General features: G+C 67.2%; 17 protein-coding genes. 7 read left to right on the forward strand and 10 right to left on the reverse strand.

Annotation, left to right across the window (positions count from 1 at the left end):
* Positions 1–64: 64 nt before the first annotated feature.
* Entirely contained in the window at positions 65–874 is an 810-nt protein-coding gene (locus CKY51_RS12615; RefSeq protein ID WP_022970941.1) for an NYN domain-containing protein, read from the reverse strand.
* Positions 871–1,341: a hypothetical protein gene (locus CKY51_RS12620; protein ID WP_022970942.1), complete on the reverse strand. Its 471-nt coding sequence runs from the start codon at positions 1,339–1,341 to the stop codon at positions 871–873. Before CKY51_RS12620 ends, CKY51_RS12615 begins: the two co-directional genes overlap by 4 nt.
* A gap of 217 nt (positions 1,342–1,558) precedes the next feature.
* Between CKY51_RS12620 and CKY51_RS12625 the strand changes: the two genes are divergently transcribed.
* Both CKY51_RS12625 and CKY51_RS12630 read left to right on the forward strand, forming a co-directional pair.
* Positions 1,559–2,842, forward strand: a complete 1,284-nt coding sequence (locus CKY51_RS12625; protein ID WP_022970943.1) for an NAD(P)/FAD-dependent oxidoreductase — start codon at positions 1,559–1,561, stop codon at positions 2,840–2,842.
* Between the two features lie 51 nt (positions 2,843–2,893).
* Entirely contained in the window at positions 2,894–3,514 is a 621-nt protein-coding gene (locus tag CKY51_RS12630) for a trimeric intracellular cation channel family protein (RefSeq protein WP_022970944.1), read from the forward strand.
* Positions 3,515–3,780: 266 nt separating this feature from the next.
* On the opposite strand, the gene rpoH is transcribed toward CKY51_RS12630, so the two are convergent.
* The 6 genes from rpoH to rhlB form a co-directional block, all read right to left on the reverse strand.
* Positions 3,781–4,656, reverse strand: a complete 876-nt coding sequence (gene rpoH, locus CKY51_RS12635; RefSeq protein WP_022970945.1) for an RNA polymerase sigma factor RpoH — start codon at positions 4,654–4,656, stop codon at positions 3,781–3,783.
* Between the two features lie 200 nt (positions 4,657–4,856).
* Complete coding sequence (gene ung / locus CKY51_RS12640; RefSeq protein ID WP_022970946.1) at positions 4,857–5,582, reverse strand: uracil-DNA glycosylase; 726 nt, start codon at positions 5,580–5,582, stop codon at positions 4,857–4,859.
* Complete coding sequence (locus CKY51_RS12645) at positions 5,579–6,421, reverse strand: response regulator (RefSeq protein ID WP_022970947.1); 843 nt, start codon at positions 6,419–6,421, stop codon at positions 5,579–5,581. The genes ung and CKY51_RS12645 overlap by 4 nt, the downstream gene beginning before the upstream one ends.
* A gap of 9 nt (positions 6,422–6,430) precedes the next feature.
* Positions 6,431–7,381 (reverse strand): permease-like cell division protein FtsX, encoded by a 951-nt coding sequence (gene ftsX, locus CKY51_RS12650; protein ID WP_022970948.1) that lies wholly within the window; start codon positions 7,379–7,381, stop codon positions 6,431–6,433.
* Positions 7,378–8,064 carry a cell division ATP-binding protein FtsE gene (gene ftsE / locus CKY51_RS12655; RefSeq protein ID WP_022970949.1) on the reverse strand — a complete coding sequence of 229 codons (687 nt, stop codon included), beginning with the start codon at positions 8,062–8,064 and terminating at the stop codon, positions 7,378–7,380. Before ftsE ends, ftsX begins: the two co-directional genes overlap by 4 nt.
* 73 nt (positions 8,065–8,137) lie before the next feature.
* Positions 8,138–9,829, reverse strand: coding sequence for an ATP-dependent RNA helicase RhlB (gene rhlB, locus CKY51_RS12660; RefSeq protein ID WP_152249313.1), 1,692 nt, complete (start codon positions 9,827–9,829; stop codon positions 8,138–8,140).
* A 198-nt stretch (positions 9,830–10,027) separates the two neighbouring features.
* Between rhlB and trxA the strand changes: the two genes are divergently transcribed.
* The 4 genes from trxA to CKY51_RS12680 all read left to right on the forward strand — a co-directional run bounded on the left by trxA (position 10,028) and on the right by CKY51_RS12680 (position 13,623).
* Positions 10,028–10,369 carry a thioredoxin TrxA gene (gene trxA, locus CKY51_RS12665; RefSeq protein WP_152249314.1) on the forward strand — a complete coding sequence of 114 codons (342 nt, stop codon included), beginning with the start codon at positions 10,028–10,030 and terminating at the stop codon, positions 10,367–10,369.
* Between the two features lie 213 nt (positions 10,370–10,582).
* The gene (gene rho, locus CKY51_RS12670; protein WP_152249315.1) at positions 10,583–12,367 is read left to right on the forward strand and encodes a transcription termination factor Rho; all 1,785 of its coding nucleotides are present in this window, start codon (positions 10,583–10,585) and stop codon (positions 12,365–12,367) included.
* 161 nt (positions 12,368–12,528) lie between these two features.
* On the forward strand, positions 12,529–13,296 hold the full coding sequence (locus CKY51_RS12675; RefSeq protein WP_022971279.1) for a COG4705 family protein: 768 nt from the start codon (positions 12,529–12,531) through the stop codon (positions 13,294–13,296).
* A 45-nt stretch (positions 13,297–13,341) separates the two neighbouring features.
* Positions 13,342–13,623 (forward strand): hypothetical protein, encoded by a 282-nt coding sequence (locus CKY51_RS12680; protein ID WP_022971280.1) that lies wholly within the window; start codon positions 13,342–13,344, stop codon positions 13,621–13,623.
* A 32-nt stretch (positions 13,624–13,655) separates the two neighbouring features.
* On the opposite strand, the gene aceK is transcribed toward CKY51_RS12680, so the two are convergent.
* Both aceK and CKY51_RS12690 read right to left on the reverse strand, forming a co-directional pair.
* Positions 13,656–15,395, reverse strand: coding sequence for a bifunctional isocitrate dehydrogenase kinase/phosphatase (aceK, locus tag CKY51_RS12685; RefSeq protein ID WP_031338845.1), 1,740 nt, complete (start codon positions 15,393–15,395; stop codon positions 13,656–13,658).
* 172 nt (positions 15,396–15,567) lie between these two features.
* Entirely contained in the window at positions 15,568–17,799 is a 2,232-nt protein-coding gene (locus CKY51_RS12690; RefSeq protein ID WP_022971282.1) for an NADP-dependent isocitrate dehydrogenase, read from the reverse strand.
* Between the two features lie 326 nt (positions 17,800–18,125).
* Here CKY51_RS12690 and CKY51_RS22470 point away from each other — a divergent pair, with 326 nt between their 5' ends.
* Positions 18,126–18,281, forward strand: a complete 156-nt coding sequence (locus tag CKY51_RS22470; protein ID WP_155975843.1) for an SWIM zinc finger family protein — start codon at positions 18,126–18,128, stop codon at positions 18,279–18,281.
* The last annotated feature ends 14 nt before the right edge of the window (positions 18,282–18,295 follow it).

The raw sequence follows: 18,295 nt of genomic DNA on the forward strand, positions 1-18,295 counted from the left end.
AGCCGATGGCCGGATGGCCATGCCGCGCATCATGCCATCGATGCCGCGCGTCAGCGCCGAGGTCTCAACTCGACGACGCAGCGGGCGCGCGACGCTTGCGCGCGGGTGCCGAGCGTGGCGATGCCGCGGCAGTGGCCGGCTTGGCAGCCGGCGGTTCGGGCGCATCGCGCACCCACAATGCCTGTTCGTCCTGACGGATCTCGAACACGCCGATCGCCCGCACCAGATCGCTGAGCTTGCGATAGCCATAGTTGCGCGGATCGAACGAGGCCTGATTGGCCACCTGCTTGCCCACCGCGCCCAGATGCGCCCAGCCGTCGTCTTCGCAGGCACTGGCGATGGCATTGCGCAGCATCTGCACCAAACGGGTGTCGCGCCGCAACGCGGTGGCATCCTTGCGCCCGCCCGCCGCATCGCTGGCCGCAGCGGCCTGCTCGCCGAGGGCTTCGACATAGGTGAATTTCGAACACGCGTTGACGAACGGCGCAGGCGTTTTCTTCTCGCCGAATCCATAGACCTTCATGCCGTCGGTGAGCAGGCGCATCACCAACGGCGTGAAATCGGCATCGCTGGAGACGATCGCAAAGCCGTCCAGATTGCGCGCATACAGCAGGTCCATCGCATCGATGACCATCGCCATGTCCGAGGCGTTCTTGCCCGAGCTGTAGGCGAACTGCTGGATCGGCCGAATCGCATACTCGTGCAGCGCAGCCTCCCACCCCTTCAGATGTGGGCTCTTCCAGTTGCCATACGCACGCCGCACATTGGCCACGCCATAGCGGGCCACTTCGGCCAACACGACATCGATCTTGCCGGCGGGTGCGTTATCGGCATCGATCAGCAGCGCGATGCGCTTGTCGGGATTGTCGATCATGGCGACTCCTCGGAAGACGTGGGGACGGGAACGGAAGGCAGGTCGTAATGGCGTCCATCGCGCAAGGTCAGCACGCCGTCGGTCAGGATCTCGCGCTCGGCACCGGCAGTGACCCAGGTGGCGCGCACCCGGCCCGCACCGCGATCGCCTTCGAGCGAGAACACGAATTCGTCGCGTCCCGGCGCCACCCCGGTTCGCAGCAGATCCAGTTCCATTGCGCGGATCTGGCCGATGTGCGTCTGCACTACCGGGTCCTGCTGCAGGGCACTACGCGCCTGCGTGACGAACAGCGGCCAGCCAGTAGCCACCAGCCAACCCAGCAAGCCCATCACGACTAGCCCGCACAGCAAGACCAGCGCCATCACGCCGATCGCCAGCATCGCGATACCGCTCAGACGCCGGCGCGGTCGCGCGCTGGGCACTGGCGGCGACGGCACATGCGGCGGCAGCGGCGGCGGAAGCGACATGCAGTGACCGTCAGGGAGAGTGGCTCGAAGAGGCAGCGGGCCGATGATCGCCCGCCCGGCGGGTACTGGGCGTGTACGAAGCATTTGTGTCGATGCCGAGCATCGGCCGCATCGGAGGCGCTGCTGCCGTGCACTGGCGCCAGGGAGCGACCTTCCATGATGTTCATTGCCGCTGTTGCATGCTTGCAGGCCACGTTGGCTTCCATCGACCCCCACGATGACCTCAACCCCCTCCTCCGCTCCGCTGCATCTGGTCGTGGTCGGCGGCGGTTTCGCCGGCCTCTGGGCGACCCGCGCACTGACCGATCCCGGCATCCGGATCACCCTGATCGACCGCCAGAACCACCACCTGTTCCAACCCCTGCTCTACCAGGTCGCCACCGCCGGCCTGTCGGCACCGGACATCGCCGCGCCGCTGCGCCATATCCTGCGCACCCAGCGCAATGTCGAGGTGCGACTGGGCGAGGTGGTCTCCATCGCCCCCGCACGCAAGCAGGTGCGCCTGGCCGACGGCAACACGCTCGATTACGACCTGCTGCTGTTGGCCACCGGCGCCACCCATGCGTATTTCGGCAACGACCACTGGGCCGAGCATGCGCCGGGCCTGAAGACCCTGTACGACGCGCTGGTGTTGCGACGCAAGCTGCTGCTGGCGTTCGAACGCGCCGAAGCCGAGACCGATCCGGCCGCGCGCGCGGCCTGGCTGAGTTTTGCCGTGGTGGGCGGCGGTCCGACCGGGGTGGAACTGGCCGGCACCCTGGCCGAGATCGCCCGCCATACGCTGAAGAACGAGTTTCGCCACATCGACCCGCGGCTGGCGCAGGTGCGTCTGGTCGAAGCCGGACCGCGCGTGCTGCCTTCCTTCCCCGAAGACCTCACCACCAAGGCCCGCCAGCAACTGGAGCGGCTTGGCGTGGACGTCCACACCGGCACGCCGGTGACCCATATCGATGCCACTGGCTATCGGCTCGGCGAGCAGTTCGTGCCCGCCCGCACGGTGGTGTGGGCCGCAGGCGTGGCCGCCTCGCCACTGGCGCGCACGCTGGACGTGCCGCTGGATCGCGCCGGGCGCGTGTTGGTGGCTCCCGACCTGAGCGTGCCCGGTCACCCGGAGATCTTCGTCGGCGGTGATCTGGCCGCCGTGCAGCAGGACGGCCGACCCGTGCCAGGCGTAGCGCCGGCCGCCAAGCAGATGGGCCGGCATATCGCCAAGGCGATCCAGGCGCGTCGACGCGGTCAGGCCGCGCCGGCGTTCCGCTATCAGGACTACGGCAACCTGGCGACCATCGGGCGCATGGCCGCGATCGTCCATGTCGGCCGACTCAAGCTGTCCGGCATCGTCGCCTGGTGGTTCTGGCTGGCTGCCCACGTGTTCTTCCTGATCGGTTTCCGCAACCGATTCGTGGTGCTGGTCAACTGGGCGATGGCCTACTGGAGCTACCAGCGCGCGGCACGCATCATCTTTGGCGGCGACCAGCCGCCGGACAGCCGCGACGGGTGACAGCGCGGCGGGCGACTGCGATCCTGTGCCGCCCACCGGATCGCACTGCCCTTGGCCACCGTCCTGTTCCTGCTGGACCTGCTCGGGACCTTCGTGTTCGCCCTCAGCGGCGCGACCGTCGCCGTGCGCCATCGGCTGGACCTGTTCGGCGTGCTGGTGCTGTCCTGCGCGGCGGCGGTCTCCGGCGGCATCCTCCGCGACGTGCTGATCGGCGCGACGCCGCCGGCAGCGCTGGTGCAGCCGTCCTATCTGCTCATCGCCTGCGTGGCCGGTGTGGCCGGTTTTCGCTGGCATGGCGCAGTGGAGCGGCTGCGCAACCCGGTGCAGATCTTCGATGCCGCCGGGCTGGCGCTATTTGCGGTCTACGGCACCAGCAAGGCCTTGGAGTTCCACCTGAGTCCGATCAGCGCCACCTTGCTGGGCATGCTCAGCGGGATCGGCGGCGGCATCGTCCGCGATCTGCTGGTGGCCCGCACCCCGGTCGTCCTGCAGGCGGAGCTGTATGCGGTCGCGGCGTTGGCCGGCGGCGGCCTGGTCGCGATCGGACACGTGCTGGACCTGCCGCCGCCCTGGTCGTTGGCGATCGGTGCCGGGGTGTGCTTCGGCCTGCGCTTCATGGCGATTCGCCATGGCTGGCATCTGCCGGTGGCGCGTCTGCCGCCGGACGCCTGAGCGCGATCGGCGCGCGCCCTGGCCATGCGGTCAGCGTGGGCGGTGGCCGCTGCCGTGCGCGGAGTAGGCCTCCCCATCGATGCGTAGGCTGCGTGGACTGCGGTGGCGCATCCCTTGGTTCGCATGCGTCGCCACCGTGCCCGTACGACAAGCGGCTTGCGACTGTCATCCGGCGACCATGCGTGGTCATCGCGCGTTGTCCGGCCCCGCAAACGCCGACGGCCCGGACATCCGGGCCGTCGGTCGTCACCAGCTGCGCGCCTGGGTCAGGCCACGAACAATGCCTTCATCTTCTTCAGCGCATTCGCCTCGATCTGGCGGATCCGCTCAGCCGACACACCGTACTCGTCGGCCAGTTCCTGCAAGGTCACCTTGGACTCGGAGTCCAGCCAGCGGCGCTTGACGATGTCGCGCGAGCGGGTGTCGAGCCCGGCCAGGCCTTCGCGCAGCAACTGCAGCTGATTGTCCTCGCTGTCGTTGCGCTCGTAGGCCTGCGAGGGATCCTCGTCGTTGGCGACCAGGTAGCTCACCGGCGACGGCGGGCCGTGCTCGTCGTCCTCGTCGGAGGACACATCGAAGCCGATGTCGCGACCGGACAGACGCGACTCCATTTCCATGACCTCGCGCTCGGACACGTTGAGGTCCTTGGCCACCGCGGTCACTTCCGAGGCATTGAGCCAGCCCAGACGGGTCTTGGACTTGCGCAGGTTGAAGAACAGCTTGCGCTGCGCCTTGGTGGTTGCGACCTTGACGATGCGCCAGTTCTTCAGGATGAACTCGTGCATCTCGGCACGGATCCAGTGCACCGCAAAGCTGACCAGGCGCACGCCCATCTCCGGGTCGAAGCGCTTGACCGCCTTCATCAGGCCGATGTTGCCTTCCTGGATCAGGTCGCCCAGCGGCAGGCCATAGCCGTTATAGCCGCGGGCCACGTGCACCACGAAGCGCAGATGGGAGTGCACCAGTTCGCGCGCGGCGTCCAGGTCCTGCTCGTCGCGGAAGCGACGCGCCAGGTCCTGTTCCTCATCGACCGACAGCACCGGAATCTGGTGCACGGCACCGATGTAGGCATCCAGCGAACCGAGCGCGCTGGGGATCGGGAGATTGTTTGCCACAAGGGCAGTCGAGGCGGTCTGGTTCATAGGTCACCATCTTAGCAGTCGAACTATTGGACTGCCGGGTACAGGATTAGTTCCCAGCGTTCCATTAATGGCGCGTTTCGACTTCTGACAGGGCGCTGCGTTCTAGCAGCGCCCTCTCTCGAATCTGCGCCTACGTTACCACCGCCATTGCGTGCCGAACGTGACAATCGCGCCGCGCACGCGCACAGCCAGACCGCCGTTCAGCCCTCGGCCACGCCGGCGTCCAGGGCACTGCGGGGCGGCAGCGACCAGTCGATCGGCCCCATCCCCCGCCGTTGCAGATGCTCGTTGGCCTTGGAGAAGTGGCCACAGCCGAGGAAGCCGCGGTGGGCCGACAACGGCGATGGGTGCGGGGCCTTCAGCACGCGGTGGCGGGCGGTATCGATCACCTTGCCCTTGGACTGGGCGTAACTGCCCCACAGCAGGAACACCAGCCCCTCGCGCTCGCGGTTGAGCGTTTCCACCACGTGGTCGGTGAACCCCTCCCAGCCCTTGTTCTGGTGGGCGCCGGCACGGCCCTGCTCCACCGTCAGCACGGCATTGAGCAGCAGCACACCGCGCTGCGCCCACGGCATCAGGTAGCCGTGGTCCGGTCGCGCGATCCCGAGGTCGTCCTGCAGTTCCTTATAGATGTTCAACAGCGACGGCGGCACCGGGACGCCGGGCAGCACCGAGAAGCACAGGCCATGGGCCTGGCCTTCACCGTGGTAGGGGTCCTGACCGAGGATGACGACCTTGACCTGCTCGAACGGCGTCGCATCGAAGGCGGCGAAGATCTGCGGGCCGGGCGGGAACACCCGCGCGCCGGCCGCCTTGCGCTGGCGCAGGAACGCCGACAACGCCTGCATCTCCGGACGTAGCAGCCAATCGCCGACCCGCGCCTTCCACGATGGCTCCAGCTGGACCCGCTGATCGAGCTCGCTCATAGGATGACGGCCTGGTCCTCCAGGCGCGCCAGCCGCAGCTGGAACAGCACCTTGGTGACCAGCAGGCGTTCTTCGATGGGCTTTTGCACCAGATCGTTGGCACCGGCACGTAGCAGCTCGGACTGGTTGCGCGGATTGGTGTCGCCGGTCATCACCAGCACCGGCAGCCGGCGCTTGCCGTAGCCGAAGTCGATCCGGATCCGCTCGACCACGTCGCGGCCGTTGAGCTCGCCCTTCAGGGTCACGTCGGTCAGCACCACGTCGATGCGGCGCTCGGTGCGGCCCAGCGACTCGGCGGTCAGCAGCGCGAAGGCGTCCTCGGCGGTCAGCACGTGCACCACCTTGAGCTTCTGCCGTTCCAGCATGCGCTTGGTGGCTTCGGCCACGACCCGGCTGTCCTCGATGTACAGCACGGTCGCGCCGACCACTGGCTCGGGCTGCACGTAGCCGCGGATGAAGGTCGCCAGCGCCTCATGGCCCAGCGCCTTGTCGAAATAGTCGGTGACATACTCGGTGAAGCGACGCTCGACCAGATGCTGCTGGGCATCGCCGGACACCACGATCACCGGCACATAGGCCTGGCCGGCGGTCTCGCGCACGCTGCGCGCCAGGGTCAGACCGTCGCCATCGGGCAACGACAGCGAGGTGGTGACCAGGTCGACCGCCCCCGCCTCCAGCGCCGTGCGCGCCTCGGCGATGTTGGCGCAGCCGATGACCTGCACGTTGGGCAGATCGCGCTTGAGCACGTCGGCGATCAGCTTGCGTACCAGTTTGGAGCCATCGACCACCATCACCCGCGGGGCGTCGCTGATCAGATGCTTGAGGTCCGATGGATGCATGGGCAGGCCTCAGGTTTCGGTAGGGCGGGTCTGGCGGAGGAAGTGGCCGGTCACCAGCCAGGCGCCCAGCCAGCCCAGCACCAGGGTACCGACCAGCACCAGGCCACCATGCAACAGATCCAGTCCATGCAGGGCGAAGGAGCTGCCATAGCTCTCGGCCAGGGCGGTCAACGGGGCGCGCAGCGCCAGGCCGGCGGCGGCGATCAGGGCGAGCGCCACCGCGCCGGCGCCCAGGCCATACCAGGCGCCGAGATAGAGGAAGGGGCGGCGGATGAACCCATCGCTGGCGCCCAGCAACTGCAACACGCCGATCTCCTCACGCCGCGACTGGATGTCCAGCCGGACCGTATTGCCCACCACCAGCACTGCGCCAATGCCCAACAGCGCCGACAGCACCTGCACCAGGCGCTCGCCGAACCGCAGCCAGCTATCCAGGCGCTTGCGCCACAATGCATCGTGCTGGACCTGATCGGCCTGTGGCAGCGCCTGCAGGTCGCTGGCCAGGCGGGCATCGTCGGCGGCATCGGTCGGAGTGACCACCAGCAGGGTCGGCAGCGGGTTGTCGCCGAGCGCGTCGATGGCTTCGTCCAGCCGCGCGCTCTGACGCAGGTCGGCCAGTCCCTGCGCCGGCGTGCGCAGCGCGACCTTGGCCACGTCCGCGCGCGCGCGCAGCTGCTCGGCCAGGGTGGACGCCGCCTCGCCAGCGACCTCGACCTTGAGGAACAGATTGATGTCGCGCGACTGCTGCACGCTGCCGGCCAGCAGCTTGACGTTGTCCAGCGCGATCGACAGCCCCAGCGGCAGCGCCAGGGCCAGCGCCATCACCACGATCGTCAACAGGGTCGCCCAGGGCTTGCGCAAGGCCCGGCCCAGGCTGAAGGCGACGCTGTGCAGATGGTGGTCGATCCAGACCCCAAACCGCGACGGCGCGGGGGCGGCGAGATTAGCGGGCTTGCTCATTCAGCGAGGTCCTGCGGCGAGATGTCGTCGACCAGGCGTCCATGATCCAGGATCAGCACGCGCTTGCGCATCTGCTTGAGCAGCGCCAGATCGTGGCTGACCACCAGCACGCTGGTGCCGCGGGCAGGCAGTTCGGCGAACAGTTGCATGATTTCCGCCGCCAGTGCCGGGTCCAGATTGCCGGTGGGCTCGTCGGCCACCAGCAGGCGCGGTTCGCCGACGATGGCGCGGGCAATGCCCACGCGCTGCTGCTCGCCGGCCGACAGCTGCGAGGGCAGGGCCTTCTCACGATGCCCCAGCCCGATCCGCTCCAGCGCCGAACGCACCCGCTTGCCGATTTCCGCCCGCCGCGTGCCGCGCAGGATCAACGGCAGGGCGACGTTCTCGGCGATGCTGCGATCGTTGAGCAGGCGATGGTCCTGATAGACCGCACCGACCTGGCGGCGATGCAGCGGAATCTGCCGGCCACGCACCTTGAGCAAGTTGCGTTCGCCCAGCACGACGGCACCGCGGCTGGGTCGCTCACTGAGGTGGATCAACTTGAGCAGGGTGCTCTTGCCCGCGCCCGAGTGGCCGGTCACGAACAGCATTTCGCCGTCGGCCACCTCAAAGCTGACGTCGATCAGGGCCTGGTGGCCCCCCGGGTAATGCTTGCTGACATTGTCAAAGCGCAGGACGGTCATCCGGCGATTATGCCGGAGCGCCCCGCCTTGCGTCGCACCGCCGACGTCGCGGCGGTGCGATCTGCCGATTGCCTCAGCGGCCGGACACCAGCGAACGCAACCTGCGCCCGATCCGGCTCAGCAACGACGGCGACTCACCCGCGCTGGACGCGCTGCGCACCGGCTTGGCGATGACCTGGGTCGGCTTGCGTGGCGTCGCCGGCGGCGGCACCGGCGTCGAAGCGACTGCCGGTTCGGTACCCTCGACCGGGCGGCCCTTGCGGCGGCGGCGGCGCTTGCGCGGGGCCCGCTCGCCGTCCTCGGCCGCCATCGGGGCGGCCACCGGCGTCGGCGCAGCCGCCGGAGTCGCGGCTTGCTCGGCCGGCGCGCCTTCCACCCGCGGCTTGCGACGCGGACGCGGCTTGCCGTCGCCAGCGCCCTCGCGCCGGCCGCCGCTGCGCCCGGCGCCGGCGCCACTGCGGCCACCGCCACGACGCTGTTCTTCGGCCGCACGCTGCTCGCGCGCCTCGCGGAAGATCTCGCCCACGCTCTCGCCATCACCGTCGCCGGCGTCCTCGCCGGCCACCGGCGTGCGCGCCGGGCGCGGCACCGCGGTCAGCAGCTCGGCCGTCACTGGCTCGACCGGAATCTTCTGCTCGATATAGGCCTCGATATCCGGCAGGCTCATCGCGTAGCGTTCGCAGGCGAAGCTGATCGCATCGCCCTCCTCGCCCAGCCGCGCGGTACGGCCGATGCGATGCACATAATCCTCGGCATCGAACGGCAGGTCGTAGTTGTAGACGTACTTCACGCCGTCGATGTGCAGGCCGCGCGCCGCCACATCGGTGGCCACCAGGATCTCCAACTGCCCCTTCTGGAAGCGGTTGAGCAGCGACTCGCGCTTCTTCTGCGGCACGTCGCCGGACAGCACGCCGACCCGGTAACCGTTGCGCTCCAACGTGCGCGCCACCCGCTCGACGAAGGCCTTGGTGTTGACGAACACCATCGTGCGGGCGCCCTCGCTACGCGACAGCAAGCCCAGCAGCAGCGCCTGCTTCTCTTCGTCGGAGGGGAAATAGATGCGCTGGCGCACCCGCGCGGCGGTGATGCTCTCGGTCTCGACGACCAGCTTCTCCGGCTCGTTCATGTGCTCGTAGGCGAGCTCGAGCACCCGATGACTGAGGGTGGCCGAAAACAGCAGCGTCTGCCGGGTGCCGCGCTCGGGCATGCGCCGCAGCAGGAAGCGGATGTCCTTGATGAAGCCCAGGTCGAACATGCGGTCGGCTTCGTCGAGCACGCAGATCTCGCAGGCGTGCAGCGAGACCACCTTGTGCTGCTTGACGTAGTCGATCAGGCGGCCGGGGGTGGCGATGATCACGTCCACGCCCTGCTGCAGCAGTTCGCGCTGCTTGTCGTAGTCCACCCCGCCGTAGACCAGCGCGAAGCGCAGCCCCAGGTCGGCGCCGAACTTCACCGCGTCCTTGTGGATCTGGATGGCCAGCTCGCGGGTCGGCGCCAGGATCAGCGCGCGCGGGTCTTCCGGCTTGCGATCGGCCAGCGCCGGCCGGCTGAGCAGGCGGTTGACCACCGCCACCAGGAAGGCCAGGGTCTTGCCGGTGCCGGTCTGGGCCTGGCCGGCGACGTCGCCACCGGGCAGGGCCACGGGCAGGGTCAGCGCCTGGATCGGGGTGCAGCGGGTGAAGCCTGCGCTCTCCAGCCCGGCGGTCAGCGCCGGATGCAGGTCGAACGAGGAAAAAGTCAAATCGGTCAGCGGTTTGTCGCTCATCATTCCGTCTTCGTGAGGCGCCCTGGAGAGCCCGGGCGCGGCTTGCATCGATCCCGGCAGCGTCGCAAACTGCGGCTCTTGTGCCGGACAGCGCGGCTTCAGGACAGTCACTTGATTCAGTCGCGCAATGCCCCAGTTTACCGCAATGTGGCGGCCTGCCCGGTCGGGTAGGCCGTTTTGGTTTCCAGGAGACCCAAAGTGAGCGATAAGGTTCTACACGTCGGCGACGCCGACTTCGAGGCTGCGGTGCTGCAATCGGGCGAGCCGGTCCTGGTGGATTTCTGGGCCGAATGGTGCGGCCCGTGCAAGATGATCGCCCCGGTCCTGGACGATCTGGCCGATACCTACCAAGGCAAGCTGAAGGTCGCCAAGGTCAATGTCGACCAGAACCGCGCACTGGCGATCAAATACCATGTCCGTTCGATCCCGATGTTGCTGCTGTTCAAGGATGGCCAGATCCAGGCCACCCAGACCGGCGCGGTCGGCAAGGGTCAGCTGACCCAGATGATCGACAAGACCCTCGGCGGCCACGCCGCCTGAGTCACGCGCCCGCCCGCCGGCTGCCGGCGGGTTGGCTGCCAGCTGACTCCCCCCGCCGCGGACGCTTGCGCGGCCGCGCGCGGCGGTGATAGTGTCAGTTGATCCGGTGCACGCTCGTGCCCCGCCGTACCCTCTAGAACCCTCTTCTAGGCTTCCATCACCACAGTTCGCCCCCCAGCCGGGCGCTCGCACTCTTAGCGAGGAATCAAGCACTTGTCCGAGAATCCTTCCTCCGATATCGGGAGCGTCGACGCCCCCGTCGAGAAGCGCGCGCGCAAGCCGCGCGTGAGCAAGACCGCCACTGGCGGCGACACCCAGCAGCCCAACCTGCCGCTGCCGGCCAGTCCAGCGCCCGAGGGCCCGCGACCGACCACCGATGCGGCGCCTGCGCCTGCACAGGGTGGCGGCGATACCGGTTCCGCGCCGGCCGCTCCGAGCAGCCATGGCGGCGGCGATGCCGAGCCGCGTGACGCCGGGCAGCCGCAGCAGCAACCGCGCGGCGGCCAGGGCCAGCAGCAGGGCCAACAGAATCAGAATCAGCACCACGGTCAGGGTCAGGGTCAAGGCCAGAACCAGGGCCAGGGCCAGAACCAGCAAGGCAACCGTCGCGATCGCTTCCGCAACCGCCGCGACCGCGGCCGGGAACGCTTCAACGACGGCGGCATGTCCAATTCCGACGGCAGCAACGAGCCGTTCGTGCCGCGTCCGCATCCGGCCGTGCCGGAAGGCTTCCCGATTTATTCGTTGAGCGATCTCAAACGCATGCCGGCGCAGAAGCTGCTGGACATCGCCGAGCAGCTCAACATCCAGGAAGGCGTGGCGCGCGCGCGCAAGCAGGACGTGATCTTCGCCCTGCTCAAGGTCTTGACCCGCCACGGCGAAGGCGTTGCCGCCGACGGCGTGCTGGAAATCCTGCCCGACGGCTTCGGCTTCCTGCGCGCGGCCGAGGCCAGCTACCTGGCCGGCCCGGACGATACCTATATCTCGCCCAGCCAGATCCGCCGCTTCAACCTGCGCACCGGCGATCATCTGTCCGGCCGCATCCGCTTCCCCAAGGACGGCGAACGCTATTTCGCGCTGTCGATCGTCGACACCATCAACGGCGAGCCGTTGGAAGCGAGCAAGAACAAGGTCCTGTTCGAGAACCTGACCCCGCTGTTCCCGCGCCGCCGCTTCCGTCTGGAGCGTGGCGATGGCTCGACCGAGGACATCACCGGCCGCATCCTGGATCTGATGGCACCGCAGGGCAAGGGTCAGCGCGCGCTGATCGTCTCCCCGCCCAAGGCCGGCAAGACGATGATGATGCAGCAGGTGGCCACCGCCATCACCACCAATCATCCCGAAGTGCACATGATCGTGCTGCTCATCGACGAGCGCCCGGAAGAAGTGACCGAAATGCAGCGCACCGTGCGCGGCGAGGTCATCTCCTCCACCTTCGACGAGCCGGCTGCGCGTCACGTGCAGGTCGCCGAAATGGTGATCGAGCGGGCCAAGCGCCTGGTCGAGCACAAGAAGGACGTGGTGATCCTGCTGGACTCGATCACCCGCCTGGCACGCGCCTACAACAACGTGGTGCCCAGCTCCGGCAAGGTGCTGACCGGTGGCGTGGACGCCAACGCCCTGCATCGCCCGAAGCGGTTCTTCGGTGCGGCGCGTAACGTGGAAGAAGGCGGCAGCCTGACCATCATCGCGACCGCGCTGGTCGACACCGGCTCGAAGATGGACGAGGTGATCTACGAAGAGTTCAAGGGCACCGGTAACAGCGAAGTGCATCTGAACCGCCGCATCACCGAGAAGCGCGTCTATCCGGCGATCGACATCAACCGCTCGGGCACCCGCCGCGAGGACTTGCTGATCGAACCGGAGCTGCTGCAGAAGATCTGGATCCTGCGCAAGCTGCTGCATCCGATGGACGAGATCGCGGCAATGGAATTCCTGCTGGACAAGATGAAGACCACCAAGTCCAACGACGAGTTCTTCAGCTCGATGAAGCGCTGAGTTCCGCCGCCGCCACAAACGCGAACGCCCCGCCTCGGTGGGGCGTTCGCGTTTGTGGCGACGGCGCAACCGGCCCGGCGCCTTACTGCCGCAGGATCCGACGGTCTTTCGACGCGACGGCGAGTGAGATCGAGGTCATCCGCCCCGCTGCATCGGCCACCATGTCCATCCCTGCCAACACCGCCATCAACAAGGTCGCCCCCGTCACCCTCGGCTTCTGGGTGATGAAGATCTGTGCCACCACGCTGGGCGAAACCGGCGGCGACCTGCTGTCGATGACCCTGGACGTCGGCTATGCGCTGAGCAGCGTGCTACTGCTCGCGGTCTTCCTGGTCTCGCTGGCGGCGCAACTGCGCGCGCGCCAATTCCAGCCGTGGCGCTACTGGTGGGTGATCCTGACCACCAGCACCGCCGGCACCACGCTGTCGGACTACATGGACCGCAGCCTGGGCCTGGGCTATGCGCAGGGCGCGCTGCTGCTGGTCAGCCTGCTGGCCGCCGTGCTGGCGACCTGGTGGCTGTGCGAGCGCAACTTGTCGGTAGAACGCATCGGCAGCGGCCGCGCCGAGGTCTTCTACTGGCTGGCGATCCTGGTCTCCAACACGCTGGGGACCGCGCTGGGCGATTATCTGGCCGACAGTTCGGGGCTGGGCTTCGCCGGCGGCGCGCTACTGATCGCGGCGCTGCTGGCGGTGATCGCCCTCGCCTATGCGTTCACCCGCGTCTCGCGCACGGCGCTGTTCTGGGCGGCGTTCGTGCTGACCCGCCCGTTCGGCGCCACCCTCGGCGACCTGCTGAGCAAGCCGACCGCCAAGGGCGGGCTGGACCTGGGCACGGTCGGTGCGTCGCTGCTGCTGGCCGGGCTGTTGCTGGCGGTGCTGGGCGCCTCGACCCGTCGCGGCAACGCCGACCACCGCGCAGCGCGCTAGGGTCGGCGAGCGCTGATCCGACAAGGCGAAGGCGTCGAATCGAAAATGCTGCAGAAGATCTGGATGCTGGGCAAGCTACTGCACCCAATGGGCGAGATCGCGGCAATGGAATTGCTGGACAAGATGAAGACCGCCAAGCCCGCGATGCGGGCCTGGTGCTTTAGCGCCGGGCAAACCCGGCTCGCTGGGAGACGATGTGCGCAGCAACACGCCGACGCGTGCTTGCGGCCGCGTGCAGCCGGCGCCGCCCTGCTTCAAGCATCTACACGGGGGTGCCGCCTCGCGCTTGGCCCTGGCCTCGCCCCCTCGATCGCGTTGCTCGCCTAGCATCAACCCGGCACCAACAGGTAGAAGACGCGCTAGGCGAGACGACGCGACTCCGCGTACGGCGGCGTGTCGGGGTAGTCGTCCTGACGCAGACGGTCCTGCAGGTCGCGCCACCACTGCGGCTGGAACAACTCCGGGTGGATGTGCTTGACCGCCTCCAGTTGCGATGCCGGCAAGCCCATGAACAATGCGAAACGCTCCGGAAACACATCGCGCGGCCCGACGTGGAACCACGGCTCGGCCGCCATCTGCTCCTCGTAGGTCGTCGGCGTCGGCCAGTCGCGAAACGTGCATTCGGTGATCAGACACAGTTCGTCGTAGTCGTAGAACACCGCCCGCTGATGGCGGGTGATGCCGAAGTTCTTCAGCAGCATGTCGCCTGGGAAGATGTTGTTGCGCGCCATGTCCTTGATCGCCTGACCATAGTCCACCGCCGCGGCGTGCGCGGCGTCTGCCGGCTGCTCGCGCAGGTACAGATTGAGCGGACGCAGACGACGCTGCACGTAGCACAGGCCGATCAGCAGGTCGTCGCCATCCTCGCTCAGGCTCATCGCGCAGGTGCGCTGCAGCTCCTCCAGCAAGGCCGGTGCAAAGCGCGCCTTGGGAAAACGCAGGAAACGATAGGGCTGGGCGTCGAGCAGGCGGCCAATGCGGTCGAGCTGGAACACCAGCTCGTACTTGCCCTCCACCTGCGCGCGACTCATGGTCTTGGGATAGGCGAAACGATCGCGGATCAGCTTGAACACCAGCGGATAGCTGGGCAGGGTGAAGACCACCATGACCATGCCCGGTGTGCCTTCGGCGTGCACCAACTGCTCGCTGGGATGGCTCTGGAAGTGACGAAAGAAAGTGCGATAACGCTCGGTCTTGCCTTGCTTGGCGCGGCCAAGCATCGTGTAGAGCTCGTCGATGGGCTTGTGGGTGAGCAGGCTGCGCAGGAACACCACCGCATCGCCGACGGTGGCCAGGTTGGCCTGGAAGTAGCTGCGTGAGTTACTGAACAACTGCGCCACATCGCTACGCCGCGTCAGGACCGCTTCGGCACGCAGGCCGGTGGCATCGTTGACCAGGGCGATGACGCAGGGCGAGAACCGGTGCTCGCCGAACACCCGTCCGACCAGATAAGCGCGACGCTCGCGGTAGAACACCGTCTCCAACAACTCAACGCTACGCACCGGATGCTCGCCCCAGTGCGCCAGATCGTCCAGTAGACGCACCGCGATCGCCGCCGCGCAGCGGGTGCGGTGCGCATACGGAACCTGGAACGGATAATCGCCAAGCACCCGCACCAGCATCTCGGTCAGGCGCCCCGGCGACACCGCATAGGTATGGCGGGCCACCGGCACGGTGATGGCATCGGTGGGCTCGATGTCCAGGGCGACGAACTCGATCTCCGCGTCCACGCCGTGGGTCCCGAAGTAACGCCGGGTCAGCGTGTTGTAGAACGTCTTGTACAGCTCCTGGTCGATCAATCCGGCCAGCAGGTCGGCGTAATGACGGCGCGCACGCATCCACAGTGCGCGGTCATGGGCCTGGCCGAGCAGCACCGCACGCAAGCGCAGCATGCATTCGGCGATGCACTGGTCGTACAGCGCGATACGCTCGACGGCGTCATCGCGGGCGCCGCTCCAGTCCTGGGTCTCGAACCGCTGGCGGGCCCGTCCGGTGATCTCGGCAAAGCGTGCGTGGTAGTCCTCGAACGCCTCGTAGATGGCATGGCCAATGGCCAGGGCGCGACGTTCGGATGGCGGTGGCAGCGGAGCGCTCGACATGCGCCCAGTGTAACCAGCACCCTTCCGGCATGGCAGGCACACGCTCTGCGGTGTAGGTCGATGCTTGCTGTCGTCGATCCAGTCGCCGATGGCGCGGCCGATCAAGGCCGCACTTTAATGCTGTCCATCACGCCACGACGCCGGTGATCGGCGTCGTGGCGCGGTGGGACGATCAGGCCTTCAGTGTCGCCAATGCCGCATTGAAGGTCGGGCTCGGACGCATGGCCGCACTGACCTTGGCCAGATCCGGGTGGTAGTAACCACCGATGTCGACCGGCTTGCCCTGGGCGCCATTGAGTTCGGCCACGATCGCAGCCTCGTTCTCGCTCAGGGCCTTGGCCAGCGGGGCGAACTTGGCCTGCAGCGCGGCATCCTCGGTTTGCGCGGCCAGGGCCTGCGCCCAGTACAGCGCCAGGTAGAAATGGCTGCCGCGGTTATCCAGCTCGCCCACCTTGCGCGCCGGAGACTTGTTGTTGTCCAGGAATTGGCCATTGGCCACGTCCAGCGTCTTGGCCAACACGCGCGCAGCGGCATTGTCGTAGCGGTTGCCCAGGTGCTCCAGCGATGCAGCCAGCGCGAGGAACTCGCCCAGCGAATCCCAACGCAGGCAATTCTCTTCGACGAACTGCTGCACATGCTTGGGCGCCGAGCCACCGGCGCCGGTTTCGAACAGCCCGCCACCGGCCATCAGCGGCACGATCGACAGCATCTTGGCGCTGGTGCCCAGCTCCATGATCGGGAACAGATCGGTGAGGTAGTCGCGCAGCACGTTGCCGGTCACCGAAATGGTGTCCTGACCCTGGCGGATGCGCTGCAGCGACAGGCGCGTTGCGTCCACTGGCGAGAGGATGCGGATGTCCAGGCCCTTGGTGTCGTGATCCTGCAGATAGCGCTCGACCTTGGCGATCACCTGCGCGTCGTGGGCACGCGCGGCATCGAGCCAGAACACCGCGGGCGTCTGGCTCAGGCGAGCGCGTTCGACCGCGAGCTTCACCCAGTCCTGGATCGGCGCGTCCTTGACCTGGCACATGCGCCACAGGTCGCCGGCCTCGACGGCATGCTCGAACACCACCTTGCCGTTGGCATCGGTGACGACGACGGTGCCGTCGGCCGGGATCTGGAAGGTCTTGTCGTGCGAGCCGTATTCCTCGGCCTTCTGCGCCATCAGGCCGACATTGGCCACCGAGCCCATGGTGGCCGGATCGAACGCGCCATGCGCCTTGCAGTCTTCGATCACCGCCTGGTAGACGCCGGCATAGCAACGATCCGGGATCACCGCCTTGGTGTCCTGCAGCTTGCCCTGCGGATTCCACATCTGACCGGAGTCGCGAATCATCGCCGGCATCGAGGCATCGATAATGACGTCACTGGGCACATGCAGGTTGGTGATGCCCTTGTCCGAATTGACCATCGCCAACGCCGGGCGCTGCGCGTACTGCGCCTGAAGGTCGGCCTTGATCTGCTCCTGCTGCGCCTCCGGCAGGCCGCCGATGCGCGCATAGAGGTCGCCGATGCCGTTGTTGGGATCGAACCCCACCGACTTCAGCGCCTCGGCATACTTGGCCAACACGTCGCGATAGAACTCGCCCACCACCACGCCGAACAGCACCGGGTCGGAGACCTTCATCATGGTCGCCTTCAGATGCACCGAGAACAGCACATCCTGCGCCTTGGCATCGGCGATCTGCGCAGCGATGAACGCGGCCAGCGCGCGCTTGCTCAACACCGCGGCATCGACGATCTCACCCGCCTTGACCGCCACCTTGTCCTTGAGCACGGTGCGCGCGCCATCGGTGCCGACCAGTTCGATCTTCAGCGCACCGGCCTCGGCCAGGGTCGCCGACTGCTCGCTGCCGAAGAAGTCGCCGTCCTGCATGTGCGCCACGTGCGACTTGGAGTCGCTGCTCCACTTGCCCATGCGGTGCGGATGCTTGCGCGCATAGTTCTTCACCGACAGCGGCGCACGGCGATCGGAATTGCCTTCGCGCAGCACCGGATTGACCGCGCTGCCCTTGACCTTGTCGTAGCGCGCCTTGACGTCCTGCTCGGCGGCGTCCTTGGGCTCATCCGGATAGTTGGGCAGTGCGTAGCCCTGCGCCTGCAATTCCTTGATCGCGGCCTTCAGCTGCGGCACCGAGGCGCTGATATTGGGCAGCTTGATGATGTTGGCGTCCGGCGTGGTGGCCAGTGCGCCGAGCTCGGCCAGGTGGTCGCCGATCTTCTGCGCATCGCTCAGGTGTTCGGGAAACAGCGCAAGGATGCGACCGGCCAGCGAGATATCCCGCGTCTCCACCACGATGCCGGCGGTGTCAGTGTAGGCGTCGATGATCGGCAGCAGCGACTGCGTTGCCAGGTACGGAGCTTCATCGGTGAGCGTGTACAGGATCTTGGGCGTGTTTGACATGGCGCGCGAAATGACCTCGGGGATAGGAAACAGCCAACCGCAGTACGGCAGGGTACGTTGCAGGCGAAAGCAGTAGCGGCACCGGGATCTCCCCGATGCGCCTAGTTCCTGATTGTCGCGTGTCTACGGTGTTCTGGCAAAATCGCCGGGCATCTGCATCCAGCACACGCTGTCATGCCAGACGCGCGGCACACTGACCGGATGAATGCAACGTTCTCCGCCACCGATCTGGACCAGACCTTCCTGCTGGGCATCAGCTCACCACACCCAGTTATTACGCACGCGGCCTGGACTATGCCGACCAAGCGCGGGTGATGCTCCAGACCATGGAGCCCCACCGCGTCTGCGCCACCGTCAGCGGCAGCGACGCGTACACCGTCGAACTGATCTGGCGCGATAGCGCATTGCATGGTCTGTGCGATTGCCCGATCGGACAGCAAGCGCAGTTCTGCAAGCATCAGGTCGCCGTGGCGATCACCTGAGCACGGGCCGCGGC

The sequence above is a fragment of the Xanthomonas maliensis genome, from assembly GCF_009192945.1.
GTDB classification, from domain to species: domain Bacteria; phylum Pseudomonadota; class Gammaproteobacteria; order Xanthomonadales; family Xanthomonadaceae; genus Xanthomonas; species Xanthomonas maliensis.

What these genes read in the sequence shown, in the direction of transcription:
- CKY51_RS12690 (WP_022971282.1), bottom strand. Translation starts at nt 17,799, where the DNA reads ATGTCAAACACGCCCAAGATCCTGTACACGCTCACCGATGAAGCTCCG.
- CKY51_RS22470 (WP_155975843.1), top strand. Translation starts at nt 18,126, where the DNA reads ATGGAGCCCCACCGCGTCTGCGCCACCGTCAGCGGCAGCGACGCGTAC.
- CKY51_RS12675 (WP_022971279.1), top strand. Translation starts at nt 12,529, where the DNA reads ATGTCCATCCCTGCCAACACCGCCATCAACAAGGTCGCCCCCGTCACC.
- ftsX (WP_022970948.1), bottom strand. Translation starts at nt 7,381, where the DNA reads ATGAGCAAGCCCGCTAATCTCGCCGCCCCCGCGCCGTCGCGGTTTGGG.
- CKY51_RS12645 (WP_022970947.1), bottom strand. Translation starts at nt 6,421, where the DNA reads ATGCATCCATCGGACCTCAAGCATCTGATCAGCGACGCCCCGCGGGTG.
- CKY51_RS12680 (WP_022971280.1), top strand. Translation starts at nt 13,342, where the DNA reads ATGCTGCAGAAGATCTGGATGCTGGGCAAGCTACTGCACCCAATGGGC.
- rpoH (WP_022970945.1), bottom strand. Translation starts at nt 4,656, where the DNA reads ATGAACCAGACCGCCTCGACTGCCCTTGTGGCAAACAATCTCCCGATC.
- CKY51_RS12620 (WP_022970942.1), bottom strand. Translation starts at nt 1,341, where the DNA reads ATGTCGCTTCCGCCGCCGCTGCCGCCGCATGTGCCGTCGCCGCCAGTG.
- aceK (WP_031338845.1), bottom strand. Translation starts at nt 15,395, where the DNA reads ATGTCGAGCGCTCCGCTGCCACCGCCATCCGAACGTCGCGCCCTGGCC.
- CKY51_RS12625 (WP_022970943.1), top strand. Translation starts at nt 1,559, where the DNA reads ATGACCTCAACCCCCTCCTCCGCTCCGCTGCATCTGGTCGTGGTCGGC.
- ung (WP_022970946.1), bottom strand. Translation starts at nt 5,582, where the DNA reads ATGAGCGAGCTCGATCAGCGGGTCCAGCTGGAGCCATCGTGGAAGGCG.
- rhlB (WP_152249313.1), bottom strand. Translation starts at nt 9,829, where the DNA reads ATGAGCGACAAACCGCTGACCGATTTGACTTTTTCCTCGTTCGACCTG.
- ftsE (WP_022970949.1), bottom strand. Translation starts at nt 8,064, where the DNA reads ATGACCGTCCTGCGCTTTGACAATGTCAGCAAGCATTACCCGGGGGGC.
- CKY51_RS12615 (WP_022970941.1), bottom strand. Translation starts at nt 874, where the DNA reads ATGATCGACAATCCCGACAAGCGCATCGCGCTGCTGATCGATGCCGAT.